The organism is Azospirillum cavernae (genome assembly GCF_003590795.1).
Classification (GTDB): Bacteria; Pseudomonadota; Alphaproteobacteria; order Azospirillales; family Azospirillaceae; genus Azospirillum; species Azospirillum cavernae.
This window is the reverse complement of sequence record NZ_QYUL01000002.1, coordinates 91,528-110,932: the sequence shown is the minus strand read 5'-3', so window position 1 is coordinate 110,932 and position 19,405 is coordinate 91,528. Positions and strand designations below refer to the sequence as shown.

The window sequence follows — 19,405 nt, the reverse complement described above, 5'->3', positions numbered from 1 at the left end:
CGAGGGGGCCGCCGCAACGGCCCGACCCAGGGTCTCAGCCGCGCTGGTTGCGCATGGCGATCCAGACGATCTTCTCGCCCGCCGCGTTGACGTCCGCGTCGGCCCCGATGGTGAAGCCCTCGCCCGCCGAAGCGCTGCCCGCGTAGACGCTGACGCCGTTCGCCGTGACGTAGGCGTGGCTCTTGTTCGCCGTGGTCGCGTTGTCGACGACGCGCAGGAACTTCATGCCGGCGGCGGCGGGCATGTCGCTGGTCCATTCGATGATGGGATCGAGATTCCCAGCGTCGGCGATGTTCATCACCTTCACGTAATCGGGCTGCCAGCCGAGGCTGACGTTGATGGCGGCGCCGGTGCCGGTCACAGCGCCGGTTCGCATGTTGCTGGCCATATCGGGGTGTCCTTGACGGAGGGAATGCGGCGGGCCGGTGCTGTCGGCCCGCACGGAAGGGGCCGATTAGAGGGCGGTGACAGCCACCTCCAGCCGCGACATCCAGTTCTGGTTCAGGATCACGGCGGTGAAGTACGTCTTCCACGAGACGTAGCCGCGCTGCCCCAACGGGTCGGACTTGTCCGGCTTGCCGGGGTTAAGGACCATGGGCGTGATGGCGCCCGCGCCCTTCAGCGGCACGGTGCCGAAGGCCTCCTTGCCGAAGAACAGGACCGGGTAGACGTCGGCGCTGGTCCCGGTGGTGGACACCATCGGCGTGCCCGACCCGGCATAGGCCCCACCGGCGTCGGTGAGAGGATTCAGTTCGGGCGACAGGACGTAGCGCACATCCTCGACGCTGCCGATCTCCTCCGGGCACACCGGCTTGCGGCTGCCGTATTCGGCGACGGGGGTGAAACCGGCCATGCCACGAATGTCCGATTCCAGATCGGTGTGGGCGACCGCGATGAAGCTCGCCTCGATGGGCTTGGTGCCGTAGTTCGGCGAGCCGTCCAGCACGGAGGTGATCTTCATCGCCTTCTGCGCCTTCAGGAAACGGGTCACAGCCCGCTGCTTGGACAGGCTGACCGGCGTGTTGACGGACGAGCGGCTGGAGCCGTTGGCGTAGAAGACGCTGGTGCCAGCCTTGATGACGCCATAGGTGATCATCTCGGTCGTCAGCGCCGCCTGCTCTCCGGCCAACTGCGAGGCGTCCTTCAGCACCGGATCCTCGGCGAGATCATCGATGACGTCGGTGATCTCAATCGGCTTGCCATACTGCTTGAGGGTGGCGGTCACGTCCTCGTAGCTCATCTTCTGGGCCGACGGCGTGACGCCTTCGACCAACGGCGTGGTGGCCGCGCCGAAGGGAATCGGACGCCGGAACTTGACCGTGTCCGCCTTGTTCTTCGGCATCGGCTTCGTCATGCCGAACTTTTGCAGCACGAGCACCGGCTCGGCGTGCTTCAGCATCTCGCTGGCGGCCCAGGCGGCGGTGCGCTGGTTGATGTCGCCGTAGGTGGTCTGACCGATGGCCATGGGGCGTTGCCCTGCGGTTAGCGGCCCTTGTTGGCGTAATACGCGAAGGCAGCTTCAAAGTCGTCGGGTGGACCGCCCGCCGGGCCTGCGCCTCGGCTGGTGATCGTCGCCCCTGACTCGAGCTGGCGTTGCCGACGGGCCGCGAGGTTCGCGGATGCGCCCGTCGCCGTGACGGCTGCGGGCGCGGAGGCTGCCGCCGTTGCTTGAGCGATCCCGGTCGCCTGCTTGAAGCGGGTGATGATGTCACCGGCCTCCGCCGCGTCCTGGATGGCCTCGCCGTTGCGCTGAATCGCTTCGACCACATAACGCGGCTGAGTGGACAGCCACGCCGTGAATTCGGGCCGGGCCGTCACCTTGTCCCAATCCGGGTGCATCTGAGCCAGGGCCTGCTCCTCGCGGTCCAGGGCCTGCTCGCGCTCCCGCTGGGTCTCCAGGGACTCCCGCCGGTCGAGGCGTTGTTGCGCTTCGTTGAGTTGCCGTTGCAACGACGAAATCTGCTTGAGGACGGGGCGTGCGACCTCGGGATATTCCTCTTGGAGCCGACGAATGTCGGCGTCGGAGGCGTCCGTCTGGTCCTGGCCTGTCGAACCGGCGGCCCCATGGAGGGCGGCCAACTGCTTTCGCAGGGTCTCGGTTTCGCGCTGGAGCGCCGCGACGCGGCCCCGGTTGGAGCGGCTGTCATGGTCCAGCGCGTGAAGCTTGGCTTGGGCGGCCTCGAAGGCGGCCCGTTGCTGCTCGCTTGCGCTGTTCCATATATCGTCGCCGTTCGCGATGTGTCCACCCCCTTGCGTTTGGACCTGCGCCGGAGCGGCTCCCCCTTCCGCTTCTCCGGGCGGCGGCGCGCCGTCGGTCCGCTCTCCGCCGGTCGCGTCGGATCGCTCGGACGGCGCCGCGCCATCCGAAACCGCGCCGGACGGGCTCCCGGCGAACTCCGCGAAGGCGGTCTCGAAGGAATCGCCCGCTCCGTCCGTCGTGGAGGCGGTCAACGGCTCGTCGGCAGGCGGGTGCGTGGCGGTCGTCATAGCCCATAGGTCTCCGTGTTGATCTCAATGGTGGGGCGCTCCTCGGTGAGGGCGAGCAGGCCTGACAGTTCCAGCAGTTGGCCCCGCAGAAGCTGCGTGCGGTCGTGCCCAGTGGCGGGGTTGTCGATTTCGGCGCGGATGGCGGCTCGGCGCGCGTCCGCCCATGCCGAGACCGCCGCCCAAGTGGCGGAATGCTTGTCGATGCCGGTCATGGGGCAAACCGCGTCCCGGAGGCGGGCTGAACGGGATGGACGGGCGCTCCGCCCAGACCGGGCGACGCCTGGCCGGGAACCGGCGCGCGGTCGCGGGCGGACTGCCGGTCCTTGAAGCCGACCTCGGCGGCGAAGATGCGCTCCTTGTGCTCCTGGTCGGCGGCCTGCATCTGGAGCTTCGACCGCATCTGCTCGACCGTGAGATTCTGCGCGGCGGCCAGCTTGGCGAGTTCGGTGTCGCGGTTGATCTGGGCGACCTGAAGCTTCGTCTGGGCGTCGATCTGGGCCTTTTGCATCGCCGCCTCGATCTTCTTCATCTCGATCTCGGCGCGAGGATCCTGCTGGCCGTCCTGTTGCGCCTGCTGCTGGCTTTGCTGATCCTTGGCGATTTCGTCGTCGGTCTTGATCAGCTCGTCGGCGGACAGCATGTGCGCCTGCACGGTCTTGCGGAGCATGGGCGCGGCCTTGACCAGCGGCCCCAGCACCGGATGCCCGGTGAACTGAAGGCACATGGTCATCAGGTTCTGCGCCTGCGCCTCGCGGACCAGCAGGACCGACGTGCCGCGCGCGTCCACCTCGAAGTCGCCCTTGACGCCGTCCTTCCGGTTGAACTGCATGTTCCAGTCATAGAGGCGCCGGATGTTCGGCGTCGTCACCTCGTCGTCCCAATCCTTGACCGCGTCGCGGAAGATGACGTTGGCGGCGTTCTGGAGCATCGACATGCCGTTGGCGGTCTGCGTCTGGTGCGCGCCCGCCTCGCCCTGGGAGATCAGAGGCAAGGACACCTCGTCGTCGATGAACTCCTTCGCCACCTTGATGATGTTCAGCAGCTCGGCCTGTCGGCTGTCGATGGCGTAGGTCTCGAAGACGGCCTTCAGACCAGCGGCGCCGGACGAGGCGTCGTTCCTGGCCCACCACAGCTTGCGCGGCTTCAGCTCCCATTTGCCGTCGGCTGGCTCGATGCGCTCCTTGTTGATGACGATCTGCGGCCCGGTCGACAGGCCGCCATTGTCCATCATCATCCGCCACGCCGCGTTCAGCGCCGACTGGGTGTCGCGCATCAGCGACGGCACACCCCGCCCCCAGAAGCTGCCCTTGTCGCGGGAGAAGCAGAAGGCCGAATAGATCGGGTCCTGGCTGTCGAGAACATGGATGCCGAACTTCAACACCTCGTTCTGGCAGAACCACACGACGATCTGCACCTCGTCGAGCGGGTCGATGTCGGCGTATTCGGACGCCACGTCGGCCCTCCCGTTGGCCGTGTAGAGACAGCAGAGCTGTTCGGCGGTCAGCGGCCCGTTGTATTCCCACACCGTGAACTTGCCCTCGACCGACACGGTGTCGCCGTCCGTGATCGAGCGGACCTGCGCCATCCAGGGCGGCGGCGCCTCGCGGGAATCCTCCTTCAGCAACCGGCGGATGGCGTCTTGCGAGAACCCCGGCTTCTTGGCCAGCCGCCGCAACTCGGTTTTCGACAGCAGATGCAGCTCGAAGAAATACTCGCATTCCTCGACCCGGTTCCCGTTGGGGTCGGGGTAGAAGCGCCATGGGTCAACGCGGGTGTATTTCGGTCGTGGATCCTGAACCTCGACCAGAGCGTCGATTTCGATCAGCGTGCCGTCCGGCCCCTGGGCTGGCACCTTCCCCCAGCTCCGCCGCGTCCGGCTGTCCACCACCGGCCCCTTCAGGATCCCGGTGCCGAGCTGGCAGGCGTCGTCGATGGCCTCGCGGGCGTGGATGCCGTAGCGGCTCTCGGTCAACTGGTCGTCGATCTCCGTCTGCATGGCCGAGGCTCGGCGCTGGGCGTCCTCCATCATGGCGCGGGCCTGCTCGCCCTCCTGCCGCCGCCGCTCGTCGGGGTGGTCGTTCGGCGTCTTGGCCACGTCGCTCAACTCGGGGACCGGCGTCGGTTGGATGCCCCAGTTGCGGTCGTCGGTCGGAAACAGCAGGTCGGACAGGCGGGCCTTCCAGGCGTTCGTCTTCGGCTTCGTCTGATTGACGAACAGACGCGACCGCTCGGCCTTGCGCAGCGCCGCTTCGGTGGTCGCGTCGTACCGGCCATGATACTGGCGGAGATCGTCGTACCAGCGATCTTCGACGGTCACGCGCTTGGTCACAGCGTCCTTCACCAGCCGTTCGAGGTCGCTGGCGATCTGGCGGGCGCGGTCCTGAAGCCGCAGTTCGGCGGTGGCGGCCTCCTGCCGAGCCTGCTCTTCCCCCATCGCGTCGGCGAGCGGCACGTCAATACCCGGCATGGGAATCTCCGACAATGTGATGCGTGATGGCGCCGCGCGCGTGGGCGGGCGCGGTGATGGCCAGCCCCAGGCCGGTGCGGATCAGATAGCGGGTGGCGTCCATCAGATGGTCGTTGGCCTTGACGATCTTGCCTTTCTCGTCCCGCCGGTAGAGCCGGTATTCCGCCCACCAGTTGAGGCAGGTGCGGAACACCTTCAGCCGCCCGGTGGCGAGCCGCATCCAAACGTCGTCGATTCCAGCGTCCACCGCGTTGTCGGCCTTGGTCAGTTTGAGGCCAAGGTCAAGGTAGTTCTGGAGGAGCTGCTCGCCGTCGCGCTGAGAACGGCCACGCGCGGCGGGGTCGATGGCGCCCGGCATCCAGTCGCCGCGCGCCCGGATCGCGGTCGCGTGGGTGGAGGGTTCGGCCTGGCCCCGGTAATGCTCGGCGTAGAGATAGAGGGTGTCGGTGTTGGTGTCGTGAGCGCCCCAGGCGGCGGCGGTGCGGTTCCAGCCCACGTCGAGGCCGTAGGCGCGCGGCCAATAGGCCGGGATCGCGAACGGCTCCACCATGATCTCGCTCTCGGCGACCGGATAGATGGCGCCGGCGCCGAGCGACGGAACGCCCTTGGACCGGGCGTCGCGCAGGTAGGGCTGCGTCGAGGCCAGCAGCTCGCGCTGGGTATCAGCGTCCAAATGCGGAACATCCGACCAGCCCGCCTGAACCAAATACCGGCTGGGAGTTATTTCGGGCATGGATCAACCGCCCATCCGCTTGAGGGCTTGGTGCAGCGTGTCGGCCTGCGGCGTGCCCACCGGATATTTCGGCGGAGACGTCAGCGGCGCGACGGGCGAGGCGCTGGACAGAGGGGGCGCGCTGGGCGACGGAAGGGGAACCGCCGACATCAGCGCGCCGTCCTGCGGGCAGCCGTCGAAGTGCGCCATGCCGGGCCGGGCGCCGCAGTCGCGGCAGGGCTGGAGCGCCATGTTCACGGACATGCGGTCAACCCTCCCCACGCACGACCACGGCCCACAGGGGCGCGGCGCTGACCAGCAGGAAGGCGCGGAACGGAATGGGCGCGCCCAGGAAGGTCGGGCGCGGCTCGGTGACGCGAAGCGCGGGCAAGGACTCCATGACGCTCCTCACATCTCGGAAAGCCGCATATCCTGCGGCAGGAACTGCATCACCACCTCGCTCATGCCTTCGAGCGGGGTGAAGGTGATCATCACGACGCCGCGCGTGGTGGCGGTGCGGATCAGGCATTCGCCGTAGACGTCCATCGGCGGCTCCTCGTCCAGCCAGATGACGTGCTGTTCGGTGCCCTCGAAGGACCCGCGCCCCTGCTGGTAGCTTTTGAAGCCCAGCACCGACCATCCGGCGGATTTGTGCTTGATGGGGATGGTGTCGACGAGATCCTGCACGCCCTGCTTCCAGGTCGGGCGACCGAGCTTGACGCCGGGAATGATGCCGGTGCCGGTGACGTTCTTTTCCGCGCCGCGCAGGATGTCGCCCAGCAGCTTGCCCTGCACGATGTCGCGGGTGGTTTCGTTGGTCTTGCCTGCGGCCCAGGCCCGCACCGGGTGGTGGAAGCGCTTGCCCTCCCACCAGTCGGGATAATCGCCGGTCAGGTGGCAGGTCATCTCGAAGCCGCCGCCGACCGTTTTTCCCACCCGGTTCGCGGCCATGAAGCAGCGCTCCCGATACCGCGCGCCGCTGGCGAAGAACTCCATGTGGCGCGGGTAGAGGTGGCGCGCGCGCGGCCCGTCCTCGGGGAACAGGGCGGCGAAGCCGATGCGCGACAGCCGATGCTCCCGCTCTTCCAGCATGGCGAGCAGGGCCTCGCGCTCCGCGCGCGGCATGGCGGCGATCTGTTGGGGCGTGAGGGCGGCCATCATTCGCCATGCCCTCCGTCACCACCGCCACCGGCGGCCAGCTTCGCGATGTGGTTGGCGATCTTGGCGTTCAGCTCGTCGTCCGACAGCGCGCCGTGGTCGATCTTGCCGGAATGCTCAATCGCCACGTTGTCCCGGAACTTCAGCGGGCGCTTGGCCTTCAGCATGAAGATCAGCAGCGTGTCGGAATACTCGCGGACGGTGCCGCACTTGGCCCCCTGATAGAAGACGGGCTTCAGGGTGCCGCTGCTGCCCCGGCGCAGGGCCTCGTCCTCCAAGGCGTCGATGCCGCGCTCGACCGCCTCGTCCCAAGCCTTGGCGAAGACCTCATCCCGTTCGCGCGCCTCGTAGGCGGTCTGCCGGGCATAGCGCGCGGTCTTGCAGGCGGCGGTGATGTTGCCGCCGTTCTCTTCGAGCGCCTTGAGGAAGGCCGCTCTTTTTTCTTCGGTACGTTCAGCACGGGTCGCCATGCCACGACCATGGATCGCAGGCGGCGGGGTGAGAAGAGGTTCGCAGGTGTGGCTGTTATGGTAAAAGTTGTGTATTTTTTCAGTCGTTGTTTTTTGCGTGCGGTTCGGTATTGAGAGCAATTAAAAAGCTGTGGGAAGATGATAAGAATGCCATATTCGCTGAAGATTTGGTTACGGTTTGCGGTTGAAATTGCCCTTCTTCCCATGGCCGCCATGGTCGCATGGGGGCGCAATCATCCCGCCGCCACGGTCGCCTTGGTGATCCTGGTTGTGGTCGCGGCCCTGTTGGGGCCGGGGCTGTGGTTCATTGGCGGCTGGGACCTGATCGGCGCCAACACCAGCCTTGCCTTGAAGGCCTTCAAAACCATCCAGGAGCCGGACAAACAGGTTGAAGCCTATGGCAAGCTGGTCGCGGCCATCGGACTGCTCGCGGCGGGGCCGGTTGGTTTGATTGGCGTGGCTCTGGCTTTCTGGCGCAGTTGGAACCAGCACCGAGACGGGATGACAGCGGCGCGTAAGCTGGACGCCGAAGCCTTCGCCAAGGCGGTCGAGCAACTGGGGCACGACACGTCATCCATCCGCATGGGTGCGGCGCTGGCCTTGGAGGCGTTGGGAAAATCTGCCCCGCGTCTTCTGTCTCAATCCATTGAAATCCTTTGCGCTTACGTCCGCGAGATACACCCGGCTTTACCCTCCGTCGAAACGGACGGGACAACTGCGCCCCCTCCCACAACACCGTTTCCCACGGACATTAAGTTGATTCTTGACGTCATTTGCCGTTTGAAAGAGCAGCGCTCCGCGAAAAAGATCATGGTTGACCTTTCACGAACGGATCTTGGAAAGGCTAACCTGTCTTGGGCCAATCTAAGTGGAGCCAATCTGAGTGGAGCCAATCTGAGTGAGGCAAGCCTGAGCGAGGCCAACTTGAGCGAGGCCTTCCTGATCAGAGCCAACCTGAGCAGGGCCTTCCTGGGCGAAGCCAACTTGAGTGGAGCCGCCCTGAACGGGACCAATCTAAGTGGAGCCAAATTGAGGAAGGCCAATCTGAGCGGAGCCTACCTGAGCGGAGCCGACCTGAGCGAAGCCGACCTGAGTAAGGCAAACCTGAGCGAGGCCTCCCTCACCAATACAACTTTTAAAGACACCATTCTCCCGGATGGCCGCAAATGGACTGGGACAGGCCTGCCTCCCTGACGTCATCCCACCTGAAACCGACCCGGCTGAACGTCGCCCAATCCCGCTCGAAGTACCGTGACGACACCGACCGGACGCCCATCGAGCATCCAGCTACCATGCCGCCCCGGCTTTACCCGACTCCCCAGCCCGTCGAGTGCCCGGTCGAGCGGCGACGGTTCTGCCCGACGGATCACGACAATGGTCCGCCGCGCCTCGGGCCGGGGATCGTTCGGTCGGCGCAAGCCCAGCCGCAGACGGCGCGCCTCGACCGCCCTCGGGCCAACGGCGTAGTGCGCGGCGATTTCCGCGTCGGTCAGCCGCTCGACCAGCACCAGCCGCTGCAAATGCTCGTCGCCGCAAGGCCACCCGGCGTGGTTCGGCAAGCCGATCCTGGCGCGCGAACAGGCCACCTGCCACGCCTCCAGCCCCCAATCCGCCGCGATCTGGGCGTCGGTCTGCTTGCGAACCAGCACCAGCATCGGCAACGCGCGGCGCAGGCCTTCGGGGACGCGGCGGCGGGGCTGCCGGGTGGAGGGCTGGGCGGCGTTCATGCGGCGGCGCTCCGTGGCGCGGCGGCGGCCACCACGACCTCGACCGCATCGACGCCCAGCGCGGCGCGCAGCTTGGCCTCCAACCGCTGGGCGACCCAATCGCGGTCCCGCCGGGTCGGGGCGACGATTGTGGCGACGCCGTCGGCGACGCTGACGACGCACGGCGCGATCCAGGCGGCGAATTCGACCGGCTCGAAATGCCCGGCGTAGGGCGGCGGCACGGTGGCGGGGGGCTTGCCGGGCGCGGAGGGCTTGACCGGCTTGGCGCCGCGGATGGCGGCGCGGACGTCGGCGTCGAGCACGGCGCGCAGAGAGCGGGGCTGGCTGGCCCCCTTGCCCTCCAGCCGCTGGAACTGGCGCTGGACCTCCTCGACCGCAGCGGCGGCGCTGTCGGCGGGCGACAGGCCGCGTTGGGTTCCGGTCTCGACCCAGGCGGCGAACAGCTCGTCGTCGGCGGGGCTGAACGGGCGGTCGGGTTCGTCGAACCAGCGCTCGAACGCGGCGGCGACGCCCCGCCGGATGGCGAGAACCCCATCGTTCGGATCGGCGCCCGGACCATCGGCCCCCAAATCCCCATCCCCCGGATCATCGGGCGGCGGGCGGGCCGCCTCACGGTTGCCGCCGCCTGCCAAGGATTCTTTTTTCTTTTCTCCCGTCCCGTCCCGTCCCGTCCTGTCGCGCACAACTGTTGGGACCACGTTACGAGGGTCGTTACGAACGTCGTCACGGTCAACGTGACGTTTATCGTAACGTGGTTCGTTCGCCGCATCGTGACGTTCATCGTCACGATCACCGTCACGTCCTTTTTTGCGCGCCTCCGTGGCCTTCTTCGTGCGGTCGTGACGTTTGGTCAGGGCCTCCCAAGCCCGCAACGCGTCTTCGGCGAGAACCTTGTGGTAGAGCCGCCCGTCGCTGCACAGGATGAAGCCCCGGAGGGCCATGTCCTTGATCTTGGCCCAGCGTTGCGGCGTCACCCCGGCGAAGCTCGCCAGGATGGCCGGGTTGTTCGGCAGGCTGGCCGCCGGGCGCTGCTGCCACGCCCGGCACCACAGCGTCACCGCCGCCTTGAATTCGTCGCCGCTGGAAAGCGCCAACAGTTCGGAGGACAGGACGCGCCGGGTGTCGAGCATGAAGCCATCAAGCTTCGCGATGTCGATCTCTGCGGGGACCAGCGGATCGGGGAGGGGTTCGGTGGCCATGATCTACTCCGCCGCCTTGGCTGGCTGATGAGAGGTAAACAGGTCGGCCCGGCGCGCCGCGCCCTGCTGAAGGGCTGCCCGTTCCAGCCGCAGGGCGGCGTCGGTCAGGCAGAGGTGGCGGGTCTGGTCGGTGGGTTGCTCGCGCAGCGCATCCGCCGCCAACCGGCGGAGATGCGACACGGCGAAGGCCACGCCCGGCCTGATGTCGGCGACGGCGCTCATGATGGTGATCCTTGGACGGGCCAATCGCTGTCCCGGTCGAACGCCTTGCGGCATGGCGGGATCCACCGCATCCGCGTGTCGGTCTGGCCGCGCGCCCAGACGATCCAGGCGTAGCTGGTCGCCGTGCTGGCCTTGCGGTCGAGCCGACCTTTGACCATCGGCACGCGCTCGACGAACTGCGCGACGACGGCGGGCGGGTGATCGGTGAATAGGCGGTGCCGCTCGACCGATTCCAAGAAGGCGGTGCGGACAAGCAGCGCGACGCCGCGCCGGACGAATGGGGCCTCCAGGGCGCGGCGGGCGAACTGGACGCCCAACCGGAACGGCGGGTTGGTCACGATCAGGTCAACGCCCTGCGTCTCGATGCACGGGCTTTCCGATCCGTGCAGGAGGAAGTCGGTGACGCGCTCCTGACCGGGCCAAATGTGGGAATAGTCGTGGACGTCGGAGGAATAGACCCGACGGAACCGTTCCTTGAGCGGGATCGCCATGGCGCCGATGCCGCAGGCTGGCTCCCAGACGCTCATGTCCTCGGTGGGGCCGAAGATTTCCCGGAGGACGTGCCAGCACAACGCCCGCGTCGCCCAGGGCGGCGTCGGGAAAAAATCCAGGCTGTCGTGCGGCTCGGCGCGTTGCGCCATCACGGCGTGTGAGCGGTTCTGGCTCATCCATACCTCCGCTGCATGTAGCCATGCGCCTTGGTGGCGGCCCGGTCGTTCAGCACATGCTGCACCCACCCGCGCTTGTAGCCCTTGATGGCCGCCACCCGGCGCAAATCCTCCTCCGTCTGGGCCAGCGGCAGGATGTCGACCAGCTTCATCCGGGCGATCATCTCGGCGGAAACGCCGCCGATGCTGGGCATGCTCGCCAGGGCGACCTCGGGCACGGCGGCCATCGGCGGCTTCGGATAGGCGCGGCTGCAATGCGGGCAGGCGCTCGGCCCCTTGGCGCAGACGAAGTGGCAATGGCGGCAGCGCCGCGTCGCGTTGACCGCCCGCTCCAACCCCTTCAGGCCGCCATCCAGCGACCACAGGCGGCGCTCGTCGGGCATGCCGTGCTTGGCGACGTTGCCCACCTGGTCGATGATGATGGCCTTGTCCTTGCCCTCGTAGGTTCGAAGGACACGCCCGACCTGCTGAAGATACAGGCCGGTGGATTCCGTCGGGCGCAGCAGGATGGCGGCCCCGACGATGGGAAGATCGGTGCCTTCGCTGATGATGTCGCAACTGGTCAGAACCGACAGTCGCCCGGACGCCAGATGCCGGATGGCCCGGTCGCGCTCCTGGACGCTCATCTCGCCATCGATGGACGCCGCCTCCCAACCTCCCGCCTGGAACTGCTGGGCGACATGGCGCGCGTGCTCCACCCCAGCGCAAAAGACGATGGCGGGAACGCCGCCGCAGATGCGGGCGTAATGGCGCACCGCCGGAAGCGTGAGTTCATCGGTGTCGACGGCCTTGGCGAGATCGGCGGCGACGTAATCGCCTCCGCGTTTCTTGACCTTGGAAAGGTCCAGCTTGGCGGGCGGGGCGAAGATGGCGGGCCGGGCCAGATAGCCGTCACGGATCAGCTCGGCGACGGTCGGTCCTTCGATGGCCTGCCGGAAATGCGCGCCCAAGCCTCGGCCGTCGTAGCGGAACGGCGTGGCGGTGACGCCCAGGCGGCGGGCCTTCACCATGGCGTCGAGAACCCGCTGCCACTTCGCGGCGACCACATGGTGCGCCTCGTCGATGATGGCCAGACGGACGCGGGCGAGGCGGTGGCGCAGTTGATCCAGCCGGGCGCCGAGGGTGTCCACGCTGGCGACCTGCACCAGGTCGTCGGTCAGCGGCTCGCCGGGCGCGATCAGCCCATGCGAAATGCCCATGGACAGCAGCCGGGCGCTCGCCTGCTTCAGCAGCTCGCGGCGATGGACGAGGATCCAAACCTCCCACCCCAGCCCGACCACGAATTCTGTGACCGCGACGAACACCGTCGTCTTGCCGCCAGCGGTCGGCAGCCCGTAGAGGGGATCGACGCCCCGTTGCAGGCACGCGAGGATCTCCGCAACGCCGCGATCCTGATAGGGGCGCAGAGTCGGGCGCTTGGGGACGTCAGACGCGAACAGCGAGGCTTGACCGGAAACAATGGCGCTCATGCGGCGGCCCTTTCCTTGGCGGCAAGGTGTCCGGCGTAATCGAGGAGGGCGAGCGCGTCGGCTTCGTCGTCGGTGGCGAACCGCCACCCGCGCGCCAGACATTCCGCCTGCACCCCTTCTTTGCCGGGACCGCCTCGTCCGCAGAATGATTTCTTGACGGTGGAGGGCTGGGCGTTGCGCACCCAGCGGATGCTGAACCGATGGGCCAGCATCAGGAAGACCGCCGCCAACCCGTTGAGCTTCAACACCGTGTCGGGGTTGGTCTCCTGGGGCAGGATCGGCTTTTCGATGATCATTCCGGTCGGCTGGTGTTCCGTCAGAAAGGCGCGGCCCCAGCGTTCGGCGGCGTCGGCGAACGCCCCGACCGAACAGCCGGGCGCGCCGAAGCGCACCCAGCCGGACATCGGTTGCGGCGGCTTCTGGACGCGGGCCTCGATGGGCAAGAGCGGTTGCAACGGCAACCGCCCCAACGCCCATCCGGTGTTCGTCGCCAAATCGAGGGCAAGGACGCCGCCAGCCATCATCGCCCCCGTCAGTGAACCGCAGCGGCGCCAGCCGCGTCGGATCCGTTGGCGCGACGACGGCCACGCTTCTTCGGCGCATCCTCCACCGGCGGGGAATCGTCGCCCACCGCCTCGTAAAGGTCGTCGGCGTCGCCCGCCGCCGCCCCTTGGGCGCGACCGCGCTCCCAGATCGCGTGGGACGGCGACGTCGCGGCGTGCGGGTTGGCCTCCGGCCCCTTTCCGTCACGGCCAGCCGCGCGGCCATTGGCGAAGGTGTAACCGGCGTTGTCCAGCTCCGGGCTGGCGGCGTCGGCGCCATCCTCGCCCCAATCCGCCTCAAGGGCGGCGGCGTCCGACGGGCCGGGCAGGTCCGGCGGAGAGGCGACGTCATAGGCGGGCTTGGGACCGTCCTCGTTCGCCGCGCCCTCGACGAGGTGATTGACGAGATCGCCCAACGATTGCGGGGCGTCATCGCCGCCGCCAGAGCGCTCCTCGATGGCGACCTCCAGCGGTGTGGCTGGCGGTTGCTCGTAGATGTCAGGCTCCGCCCCCCAGCGCTCCGCCATGAACCCGCGCATCTGGTCGAAGCTGCGCAGCTCGTCCTGCCGCTTGAGCGCGTCCATCTTGTCGAGACGGGCGATCTGCTTGGCCGCGCGCGGATGGATGCCCAGCGCGTCCGCCTGTTTCCAGGCCGAGGCGTGCTCGGTGTTGGCGTCGTTGAGATCCTGCCGCTTCGTGCTGACCTCGTCGAGGAAGCGGTGGAACTGATGGGCCTGAAGCCCTTTCGACCGCTCGCGGAGCTGCTCCGCTTTGCTGGACTTTCCGCCCGATGAACGTCTGCCTCGTGCCACGTGGGCCTCCTTGATGGGAAACAGGTTGGTGGGAAATCAGGGCGTCGGCTGGGCGTCCGGCGGAATCCGGTACGCCCGCCGCAGGTGCGGGCCGCAATAGGCGTGGCCCGGCGCCGACGGCGCGCCGCATTTGCAGGAATCGTCTGGCGTCGGCTCGCCCTCGATCCATTGGCAGACGCGCGGCGCCGGGATCGCTCGATGCAGATGGGTGACGCTCGCCGACCGGGTGGCCAAGGGCGGCGCGGGAATCGGCGTCATCACGCCATCTCCTGCGCCATGCTGGCCGCCACCCGCGTGATGGCGCGCTTTTCCAACTGCCGGATCCGCTCCTTGCTGAGACCCAACTCGGCGCCCATCGCCTCCAGCGTCGTGGGATCGTCGGCAAGCACGCGCCGACCTACGATCACTTGGTCGCGCTCCGGCAAAGCCTCGACCGCGCTGCGCAGCCGTCGCAGCAGGACCGCCCCGTCGTTGGCCTCCAGGAAGGCCGTCTCGGGATCAGGGCGATCATCCGCCAAGACATCGACGTGGCGGAGGTCGCCGTCTTCCGAGACCGGCGTGTCGAGCGACCAATCCCCGACGTCGAGCGCCGCCGCCAAGCGCTCAACCTCACCGACCGACACCCCGAAATGCGCGGCGAGAGCCTGGTTGACCGCGCCAACCGACGCTCCCGGCATGGCCGCCTCGATGCGTGAACGTTCCGCCCGCATGCGGAAGAACAGGGTCCGCGCGGCCGCCGTGGTCGCGAGACGAACCAAGCTCGTGTTGCGAAAGACGAACTCCTGCACCTCGGCGCGCACATACCACTGGGCGTAGGTGGCGAAACGGACGCCGTGCTTCGGATCGAAACGGTTGAGCGCCATCACCAGCCCGGAGCAACCGGCCTGGAACAGGTCATCAAGGGGCTGGCCGTAATGCCGGTAATTGGTCGCGGCCTTGACCGCCATGCGCATGTGCGACCGGATCACGCAGTCGATGGCGCGGCGGTCGCCGGACTGCGCGGCGGCGATCAGGCCCGGCTCCTCTTCGGCGGTCAGCAGGGCGGCGGCCATCGCGAGACGGGCCATGCGGCTGAGCGTGGGGTTGAGCATGGGTTAAGCCCTCCCGAATCGGGCGCGCAGGCGCCCGACGAAGCTGGTCGGATGGTCGCGGCGTTCGGCTTCGACGAGATCGGCGAAGATGCGGGCGGCCTGGAGCGCGCGCGCGCTGGGCGGGATGGCCGAGGCCGAGCGGTAAAGCGATTGGTCGCCGGTCCCGAGTTCGGCCAGCAGGGCCTCGCGCTCGCGCACCATGACGGCCATGCCGTCGTCGAGTTCGCGCAGCTTCCAGATGGCGTCCTGCCGGGCGGGATCGCCGCTGTCGTCAAACAGGTGGATGACGAACGCCAAGCCCCAGCGCTGCCGCATCTCCTCAAGATAGCGAGGCGCCGCCAGTTCGCCCTCGACCCACCGGCGCGCCGTCCGATCCGAGACGCCGAAAAGCTCGGCGACGATGGAGTGGATGGCCGACAACCGACGGGGGCGGCCTTGGCCGTCCACATCAAACTCGCGCAGGAGCCAAAGCCCCTGTCGCGCCCCGGCGCCGCGCTGCTTGGACAGCTTTTGGACAAGCCTTTCCGTGGATTGCGCACGCGCGTCGCGTAGCATCCGCAACATGATGTCACGTCCCCTCTATGCGATTGATGGCGATCACCAGCGCGGCGCGCGCGGCGGAAAGGTCGCGGGCGAGCATGCGTCTTCCGGCCCTTTGGCCGCCTTCTGGTGGTGGGGAGGCATTCAGGCGGCCTCCCCGGTGTGGGGGAGGGGGGCAACCTCCGGCGCCACGAAATCGGGGGGGATGACCCGCTCAATCGCCAGCAGCGTGGAGAGGCGCGGATCGCCGCTCAGCAGGTTGTTGACGGCGTGCCAGTTCAGGCCCGCCGCTTCCGCGACCTTGGCCCGGTTGACGCCCGGCGCCTGGAGATAGGAGCGAGCGCGATGGATGCCTTGGGAGATCGTCATGGGCTGATATTCGCGCTAAAGCACGAATACGGTCAAGCTCCAAATACGTGCAACAGCACGGTCGCGCAGAAGCGCGAAATGAGCGAAATTTGCTCAATGAATCTGGAAGAGCAGGATCGTGAGCGGCGGCGCGAGGCGTTGCGCGCTTTTTTTGATGCGAACAAGCCGTTCGGCTTGAAGAGCGTCAATCGTTGGGCGACCCGATCAGGGATTGGCGAGGCCACGTTACGGCAAATATTGGATGGCACTCGTCCCAAGAACATGCGCGCAGATACGTATGAGAAATTGGCGCGAGGAGCCGGAGAACTCCTTAGCCGGGAGGTCCGTTTGTCTGAGTTGATTGGGACAAACGCCGAACTAGACGAAAAGGCATCAAAACTTCTCAGCCGCCTGACGCTTGACCAGATGGAGAAGGCGGTTGCGTTCCTTGAAAGCCTTGTCCCTCCATCAAGTCAAGATGGTGAGTCAAATCATTAAGCACCCCCTGGCGCTTTTCTAACGGTAGTTGACCCCAAAGACTCCAGAATCGTTCTTCCAGAACCGCCCGCGAATCGCTCATCATTGTCCTCAGCGCATTTGTTTCCGACCATTCCAGCACACCCACACACCTCGCGCCGCTCCGCCCGACGCAATTTTCTCGCGGGTTGACGCTATCCGATCCGCCCGGCTCCCATGCCTTGTTGCGGCTGGCTCCCAATCCCCCTCCCTTCTGAGTGCACGCGGGAATAATTCGATTGCTCCAATCGGCTCGCCATTCAATTGTATGAAGGAAGGGTCACGCGGAAAAGCGAAACCGCAGACCGAAATCGGTCATTCCAGCAAGAATAATTGCGTCGAATCGTAACGTAATTATTACAATATCGCCATCTAATGAACGGATGCTAACAGATCAGCAATTTAACACCGTAACATCGTGTCCGCTCCTGTCTCACATTGCGGGCGCGTGTTTGTGGAAATTGGTCGAAAGCGCGCATGTGCAGCATTTTGCCGCGCGACAATTGATCGTGCGCGAAGGCGAGCCAAGCGACGCCCTTTACATTATCGCAACAGGAAGCGTGCTGGTGACGTCGCGGGACGTCCGCCTCGCCCTGCTGGAATGGCCCGCGCCGATTGGTGATCTGGGGGTTTTCGCTGACCGACCACGGACAGCGACCGCCATCGCTGAAACCGATTGCACCTTGTTGCGCATCGCGACGCCCGACCTTCTGGGCGCGTTCGAGCTCACGCCAGAGGCTTGGCGGGGCATCGCGCTCTGGTTCGCCGAATTCGCCTACGCCAAGGCTGTTGATGAAAAGGTTCGGACGCACGACCTGCGCGCGCAGCTCGCCCGGCTGCTGCTCGCGCGCGCCGACCCAACCACCGGCGCGGTGCCGCTAACCCAAATCGAACTGGCTGAGATTCTAGCCGTCCAGCGCTCGACGATCCAGCGCCACCTTGACGCGTTTCGCGTCGCGGGCCTGATCGCCAAAGCAGGTCGAGTGGCGATCTTGGATCGGGAAGGTCTGACTCGCGAGGGGCTACTTTGACGCGAAAATGCGCTTGCGTCGCGGCGGTTGCTCCAGCGATGATTTTTTCGACACCAACGGGAGTTGCGCGCGTGGAAAACGGTGACTTATCGCGGCTTGGCTGGAATCTCGGACCGGACGACAGGAATCTGAAAGTGCTGTCGGCTTTGCTCGGATATGTGCAGGCCGGACTATCGGGCGCCGATGCGGACATTTTCGATTTTTGCGAAGAACAAGTGCGCAACGCGATTGATGCCGCCATTGCTGACGAAGCGATCCCGTCGTACTTTCAGGATCGCTTCACGGAGGTCATCCAGACTGTGGAATTGATGCACGCAGAGCGCCAATTCGGGGCGGCGTCCGTCGCCTTTGCGCAATCCGCCGACGATCTGCCTGCCGACGCCCGGCCCAGCCTGATCGACGCCGCGTTGCGGGCTGGAGCCGCGACGCCCGAAATTGCGCGCTCGATCTGTGCGGCGGTCCTGTCGGTGGCGCGGGCGCGATGACGGCGACGCTGATCCTGCCGTCGGCAGCGTCGCTTGCACCCCGGAGGCTGGAAATCCCGGCCTTTGTTCGGCGGTTGGGCGACCCGCCGCCCAAACCGCCGCAGGCCGTCACGGTCACGATCCACCGGCAGCCGGTTGGCGTGGCCGCCGACCACCAAACGGCGCTGCTGGAGCGGTGGCAGGCCATCAAGGCAGCCCCTCCGGTCACGCTCGCGCGCGATCTTGCCGACGCCGGGCTGTTGCGGCATTGCGGGTATTTTGACGCCACCCCCGGCGGGCCGCTGACCTGTCGGCGCTTTGCTGACGCCACCGTCCGCGCCTTAGGTGTCGGATGGGCGCGGTCCATGCTGGGCAAACCGGACCATGCCGACCCGCACAGCGAGTATTCGGTCAGTTTGGCCGACCATTACCAGGAGGCGATAGAGGGCGGCGAGCCAGTTTACAACCATCTGGTTATCCACGGACTCGCCAGCCCAATCGTCTACAGCCACCTCCTGATGGGCTGGGTTTCGCCGGGCGGCCAGCGGGCGTTGCTGACCGTCATCGACTGGCCCGGTTAGGCGGCGACCGCCGCTTCATCGACCGCCAGCGCCGCCAGATCGCCGAAGAAATGCGACCGGCTGAACAGGACGAAGTGCATCGGCAGCAAGCCAACCCCCGCCTGATTGAAGGTGATCGTCGGAGCCGGATCCATGTGCCGAATCCCCATGCGCTCGGGCGACCACACCGGCACGATGTCGGGATCCACAACCGAAATCATCGCGTCAGGCTGCCACAGCAGCCACGACGCCAGCTTGTTCGCCCGTTGCGCCGTCCGAAACAGGCCGCGCTTTCCCGCCCCTGGTTTGGTCCAGCCCGCGTTGGTCCACACGATCCGCCCGCGCAGGCCAAGGGCTGTCTCCGACGTCACGTCGCAAAACTCGCCCGCCGGGGCTTGTTGCTGAGGATCGTCGTAGAACACCGACAGGTCGGCGAACCGCTGGCCTATCGACCGCTCCCGGCAATCGTAGAGCAAGCCCGCCTGGACCGTCACCGTCTCACCCTCGGCGTTGCGTCCGTCGATCCAGTAGGCGTTGCTGGGGTTCAGGCTGCGGTGCCGGATGGACGCCGCCGGAAGGATCTCATCCCACGTCCCGGCGGCGCGCGCGCGATCATTGACCGCGAGCAACCCTTCCATGCGCGGGTTGACCCACAGCGTGACGCCCGCCGATTCAGCCAGGGCGCACAGGTGATCGCGCGCGGTCAGCAGCAGGCCGCGCAGGGGGCCGACCGGGACGGGCAGATCGGCCAGGCGGGCAGGGGCGTTGAGCGTAAAGGGGTGCATTCATGTCTCCATGCGTTGCGCGACCCAAAGGCGGGGCGCTGACGCATGGTGACGTGAAGGATTTTATGAAAAACAACGGATAAATGGCGGAGGATTCTGCGCGTGGGAGCCAGCCTCGACCGTGTAGCCGGGCTGCG

At 66.7% G+C, this 19,405-nt stretch carries 27 protein-coding genes; 5 read left to right on the top strand and 22 right to left on the bottom strand.

The window, feature by feature from the left end; genetic code table 11:
• Nucleotides 1-34: 34 nt before the first annotated feature.
• The 10 genes from D3877_RS11970 to D3877_RS11930 all read right to left on the bottom strand — a co-directional run bounded on the left by D3877_RS11970 (nucleotide 35) and on the right by D3877_RS11930 (nucleotide 7,294).
• Nucleotides 35-388 carry a hypothetical protein gene (locus D3877_RS11970; RefSeq protein WP_119831039.1) on the bottom strand — a complete coding sequence of 118 codons (354 nt, stop codon included), beginning with the start codon at nucleotides 386-388 and terminating at the stop codon, nucleotides 35-37.
• 66 nt (nucleotides 389-454) lie between these two features.
• Complete coding sequence (locus tag D3877_RS11965) at nucleotides 455-1,465, bottom strand: N4-gp56 family major capsid protein (RefSeq protein WP_119831038.1); 1,011 nt, start codon at nucleotides 1,463-1,465, stop codon at nucleotides 455-457.
• Nucleotides 1,466-1,482: 17 nt separating this feature from the next.
• Nucleotides 1,483-2,487 (bottom strand): hypothetical protein, encoded by a 1,005-nt coding sequence (locus tag D3877_RS11960; RefSeq protein ID WP_119831037.1) that lies wholly within the window; start codon nucleotides 2,485-2,487, stop codon nucleotides 1,483-1,485.
• Entirely contained in the window at nucleotides 2,484-2,699 is a 216-nt protein-coding gene (locus D3877_RS11955) for a hypothetical protein (protein ID WP_119831036.1), read from the bottom strand. The genes D3877_RS11960 and D3877_RS11955 overlap by 4 nt, the downstream gene beginning before the upstream one ends.
• Nucleotides 2,696-4,954, bottom strand: a complete 2,259-nt coding sequence (locus D3877_RS11950) for a portal protein (RefSeq protein WP_147395175.1) — start codon at nucleotides 4,952-4,954, stop codon at nucleotides 2,696-2,698. The genes D3877_RS11955 and D3877_RS11950 overlap by 4 nt, the downstream gene beginning before the upstream one ends.
• Complete coding sequence (locus tag D3877_RS11945; protein WP_119831034.1) at nucleotides 4,941-5,687, bottom strand: phage terminase large subunit family protein; 747 nt, start codon at nucleotides 5,685-5,687, stop codon at nucleotides 4,941-4,943. The genes D3877_RS11950 and D3877_RS11945 overlap by 14 nt, the downstream gene beginning before the upstream one ends.
• Before the next feature lie 3 nt (nucleotides 5,688-5,690).
• A complete protein-coding gene (locus tag D3877_RS11940) occupies nucleotides 5,691-5,930 on the bottom strand; it encodes a hypothetical protein (RefSeq protein ID WP_119831033.1) in 240 nt (79 codons plus the stop codon).
• A 4-nt stretch (nucleotides 5,931-5,934) separates the two neighbouring features.
• Nucleotides 5,935-6,066: a hypothetical protein gene (locus D3877_RS30840; protein ID WP_274379629.1), complete on the bottom strand. Its 132-nt coding sequence runs from the start codon at nucleotides 6,064-6,066 to the stop codon at nucleotides 5,935-5,937.
• Nucleotides 6,067-6,074: 8 nt separating this feature from the next.
• Entirely contained in the window at nucleotides 6,075-6,827 is a 753-nt protein-coding gene (locus D3877_RS11935) for a terminase large subunit domain-containing protein (RefSeq protein WP_119831032.1), read from the bottom strand.
• On the bottom strand, nucleotides 6,824-7,294 hold the full coding sequence (locus D3877_RS11930) for a terminase (RefSeq protein ID WP_119831031.1): 471 nt from the start codon (nucleotides 7,292-7,294) through the stop codon (nucleotides 6,824-6,826). The genes D3877_RS11935 and D3877_RS11930 overlap by 4 nt, the downstream gene beginning before the upstream one ends.
• A gap of 147 nt (nucleotides 7,295-7,441) precedes the next feature.
• Between D3877_RS11930 and D3877_RS30565 the strand changes: the two genes are divergently transcribed.
• Entirely contained in the window at nucleotides 7,442-8,488 is a 1,047-nt protein-coding gene (locus D3877_RS30565) for a pentapeptide repeat-containing protein (RefSeq protein WP_238474864.1), read from the top strand.
• Nucleotides 8,489-8,490: 2 nt separating this feature from the next.
• Here D3877_RS30565 and D3877_RS11920 read toward each other — a convergent pair whose 3' ends face one another.
• The 11 genes from D3877_RS11920 to D3877_RS11875 all read right to left on the bottom strand — a co-directional run bounded on the left by D3877_RS11920 (nucleotide 8,491) and on the right by D3877_RS11875 (nucleotide 15,933).
• A complete protein-coding gene (locus D3877_RS11920) occupies nucleotides 8,491-9,021 on the bottom strand; it encodes a hypothetical protein (protein WP_119831029.1) in 531 nt (176 codons plus the stop codon).
• Complete coding sequence (locus tag D3877_RS11915; RefSeq protein WP_119831028.1) at nucleotides 9,018-10,220, bottom strand: DUF1376 domain-containing protein; 1,203 nt, start codon at nucleotides 10,218-10,220, stop codon at nucleotides 9,018-9,020. The genes D3877_RS11920 and D3877_RS11915 overlap by 4 nt, the downstream gene beginning before the upstream one ends.
• 3 nt (nucleotides 10,221-10,223) lie before the next feature.
• Nucleotides 10,224-10,442, bottom strand: coding sequence for a hypothetical protein (locus tag D3877_RS11910; protein ID WP_119831027.1), 219 nt, complete (start codon nucleotides 10,440-10,442; stop codon nucleotides 10,224-10,226).
• Nucleotides 10,439-11,110 (bottom strand): DNA methyltransferase family protein, encoded by a 672-nt coding sequence (locus D3877_RS11905; RefSeq protein WP_119831026.1) that lies wholly within the window; start codon nucleotides 11,108-11,110, stop codon nucleotides 10,439-10,441. The genes D3877_RS11910 and D3877_RS11905 overlap by 4 nt, the downstream gene beginning before the upstream one ends.
• Nucleotides 11,107-12,579, bottom strand: a complete 1,473-nt coding sequence (locus D3877_RS29840) for a DEAD/DEAH box helicase (protein WP_158599893.1) — start codon at nucleotides 12,577-12,579, stop codon at nucleotides 11,107-11,109. The genes D3877_RS11905 and D3877_RS29840 overlap by 4 nt, the downstream gene beginning before the upstream one ends.
• On the bottom strand, nucleotides 12,576-13,103 hold the full coding sequence (locus D3877_RS29835; protein WP_158599891.1) for a RuvC family protein: 528 nt from the start codon (nucleotides 13,101-13,103) through the stop codon (nucleotides 12,576-12,578). Before D3877_RS29835 ends, D3877_RS29840 begins: the two co-directional genes overlap by 4 nt.
• A gap of 8 nt (nucleotides 13,104-13,111) precedes the next feature.
• A complete protein-coding gene (locus tag D3877_RS29830; protein WP_158599889.1) occupies nucleotides 13,112-13,933 on the bottom strand; it encodes a hypothetical protein in 822 nt (273 codons plus the stop codon).
• A 36-nt stretch (nucleotides 13,934-13,969) separates the two neighbouring features.
• Nucleotides 13,970-14,191, bottom strand: coding sequence for a GcrA family cell cycle regulator (locus D3877_RS11890; protein ID WP_119831023.1), 222 nt, complete (start codon nucleotides 14,189-14,191; stop codon nucleotides 13,970-13,972).
• A complete protein-coding gene (locus D3877_RS11885) occupies nucleotides 14,191-15,024 on the bottom strand; it encodes a sigma-70 family RNA polymerase sigma factor (RefSeq protein WP_119831022.1) in 834 nt (277 codons plus the stop codon). Before D3877_RS11885 ends, D3877_RS11890 begins: the two co-directional genes overlap by 1 nt.
• Before the next feature lie 3 nt (nucleotides 15,025-15,027).
• On the bottom strand, nucleotides 15,028-15,588 hold the full coding sequence (locus D3877_RS11880) for a hypothetical protein (RefSeq protein WP_119831021.1): 561 nt from the start codon (nucleotides 15,586-15,588) through the stop codon (nucleotides 15,028-15,030).
• 120 nt (nucleotides 15,589-15,708) lie between these two features.
• The gene (locus D3877_RS11875; protein ID WP_119831020.1) at nucleotides 15,709-15,933 is read right to left on the bottom strand and encodes a helix-turn-helix domain-containing protein; all 225 of its coding nucleotides are present in this window, start codon (nucleotides 15,931-15,933) and stop codon (nucleotides 15,709-15,711) included.
• Between D3877_RS11875 and D3877_RS11870 the strand changes: the two genes are divergently transcribed.
• From D3877_RS11870 to D3877_RS11855, 4 genes are all read left to right on the top strand, one after another.
• A complete protein-coding gene (locus tag D3877_RS11870) occupies nucleotides 15,910-16,410 on the top strand; it encodes a hypothetical protein (RefSeq protein ID WP_147395174.1) in 501 nt (166 codons plus the stop codon). The genes D3877_RS11875 and D3877_RS11870 overlap by 24 nt on opposite strands.
• A gap of 497 nt (nucleotides 16,411-16,907) precedes the next feature.
• Entirely contained in the window at nucleotides 16,908-17,459 is a 552-nt protein-coding gene (locus D3877_RS11865; RefSeq protein WP_158599887.1) for a Crp/Fnr family transcriptional regulator, read from the top strand.
• A gap of 71 nt (nucleotides 17,460-17,530) precedes the next feature.
• Nucleotides 17,531-17,944 carry a hypothetical protein gene (locus D3877_RS11860; protein ID WP_119831017.1) on the top strand — a complete coding sequence of 138 codons (414 nt, stop codon included), beginning with the start codon at nucleotides 17,531-17,533 and terminating at the stop codon, nucleotides 17,942-17,944.
• Nucleotides 17,941-18,504 carry a hypothetical protein gene (locus D3877_RS11855; protein WP_147395173.1) on the top strand — a complete coding sequence of 188 codons (564 nt, stop codon included), beginning with the start codon at nucleotides 17,941-17,943 and terminating at the stop codon, nucleotides 18,502-18,504. Before D3877_RS11860 ends, D3877_RS11855 begins: the two co-directional genes overlap by 4 nt.
• Here D3877_RS11855 and D3877_RS11850 read toward each other — a convergent pair.
• On the bottom strand, nucleotides 18,501-19,268 hold the full coding sequence (locus D3877_RS11850; protein WP_119831015.1) for a hypothetical protein: 768 nt from the start codon (nucleotides 19,266-19,268) through the stop codon (nucleotides 18,501-18,503). The genes D3877_RS11855 and D3877_RS11850 overlap by 4 nt on opposite strands.
• Nucleotides 19,269-19,405: the final 137 nt, after the last annotated feature.

What these genes read in the sequence shown, in the direction of transcription:
- D3877_RS11970 (WP_119831039.1), bottom strand. Translation starts at nt 388, where the DNA reads ATGGCCAGCAACATGCGAACCGGCGCTGTGACCGGCACCGGCGCCGCC.
- D3877_RS11965 (WP_119831038.1), bottom strand. Translation starts at nt 1,465, where the DNA reads ATGGCCATCGGTCAGACCACCTACGGCGACATCAACCAGCGCACCGCC.
- D3877_RS11960 (WP_119831037.1), bottom strand. Translation starts at nt 2,487, where the DNA reads ATGACGACCGCCACGCACCCGCCTGCCGACGAGCCGTTGACCGCCTCC.
- D3877_RS11955 (WP_119831036.1), bottom strand. Translation starts at nt 2,699, where the DNA reads ATGACCGGCATCGACAAGCATTCCGCCACTTGGGCGGCGGTCTCGGCA.
- D3877_RS11950 (WP_147395175.1), bottom strand. Translation starts at nt 4,954, where the DNA reads ATGCCGGGTATTGACGTGCCGCTCGCCGACGCGATGGGGGAAGAGCAG.
- D3877_RS11945 (WP_119831034.1), bottom strand. Translation starts at nt 5,687, where the DNA reads ATGCCCGAAATAACTCCCAGCCGGTATTTGGTTCAGGCGGGCTGGTCG.
- D3877_RS11940 (WP_119831033.1), bottom strand. Translation starts at nt 5,930, where the DNA reads ATGTCCGTGAACATGGCGCTCCAGCCCTGCCGCGACTGCGGCGCCCGG.
- D3877_RS30840 (WP_274379629.1), bottom strand. Translation starts at nt 6,066, where the DNA reads ATGGAGTCCTTGCCCGCGCTTCGCGTCACCGAGCCGCGCCCGACCTTC.
- D3877_RS11935 (WP_119831032.1), bottom strand. Translation starts at nt 6,827, where the DNA reads ATGATGGCCGCCCTCACGCCCCAACAGATCGCCGCCATGCCGCGCGCG.
- D3877_RS11930 (WP_119831031.1), bottom strand. Translation starts at nt 7,294, where the DNA reads ATGGCGACCCGTGCTGAACGTACCGAAGAAAAAAGAGCGGCCTTCCTC.
- D3877_RS30565 (WP_238474864.1), top strand. Translation starts at nt 7,442, where the DNA reads ATGCCATATTCGCTGAAGATTTGGTTACGGTTTGCGGTTGAAATTGCC.
- D3877_RS11920 (WP_119831029.1), bottom strand. Translation starts at nt 9,021, where the DNA reads ATGAACGCCGCCCAGCCCTCCACCCGGCAGCCCCGCCGCCGCGTCCCC.
- D3877_RS11915 (WP_119831028.1), bottom strand. Translation starts at nt 10,220, where the DNA reads ATGGCCACCGAACCCCTCCCCGATCCGCTGGTCCCCGCAGAGATCGAC.
- D3877_RS11910 (WP_119831027.1), bottom strand. Translation starts at nt 10,442, where the DNA reads ATGAGCGCCGTCGCCGACATCAGGCCGGGCGTGGCCTTCGCCGTGTCG.
- D3877_RS11905 (WP_119831026.1), bottom strand. Translation starts at nt 11,110, where the DNA reads ATGAGCCAGAACCGCTCACACGCCGTGATGGCGCAACGCGCCGAGCCG.
- D3877_RS29840 (WP_158599893.1), bottom strand. Translation starts at nt 12,579, where the DNA reads ATGAGCGCCATTGTTTCCGGTCAAGCCTCGCTGTTCGCGTCTGACGTC.
- D3877_RS29835 (WP_158599891.1), bottom strand. Translation starts at nt 13,103, where the DNA reads ATGATGGCTGGCGGCGTCCTTGCCCTCGATTTGGCGACGAACACCGGA.
- D3877_RS11890 (WP_119831023.1), bottom strand. Translation starts at nt 14,191, where the DNA reads ATGACGCCGATTCCCGCGCCGCCCTTGGCCACCCGGTCGGCGAGCGTC.
- D3877_RS11885 (WP_119831022.1), bottom strand. Translation starts at nt 15,024, where the DNA reads ATGCTCAACCCCACGCTCAGCCGCATGGCCCGTCTCGCGATGGCCGCC.
- D3877_RS11880 (WP_119831021.1), bottom strand. Translation starts at nt 15,588, where the DNA reads ATGTTGCGGATGCTACGCGACGCGCGTGCGCAATCCACGGAAAGGCTT.
- D3877_RS11870 (WP_147395174.1), top strand. Translation starts at nt 15,910, where the DNA reads ATGGATGCCTTGGGAGATCGTCATGGGCTGATATTCGCGCTAAAGCAC.
- D3877_RS11875 (WP_119831020.1), bottom strand. Translation starts at nt 15,933, where the DNA reads ATGACGATCTCCCAAGGCATCCATCGCGCTCGCTCCTATCTCCAGGCG.
- D3877_RS11855 (WP_147395173.1), top strand. Translation starts at nt 17,941, where the DNA reads ATGACGGCGACGCTGATCCTGCCGTCGGCAGCGTCGCTTGCACCCCGG.
- D3877_RS11850 (WP_119831015.1), bottom strand. Translation starts at nt 19,268, where the DNA reads ATGCACCCCTTTACGCTCAACGCCCCTGCCCGCCTGGCCGATCTGCCC.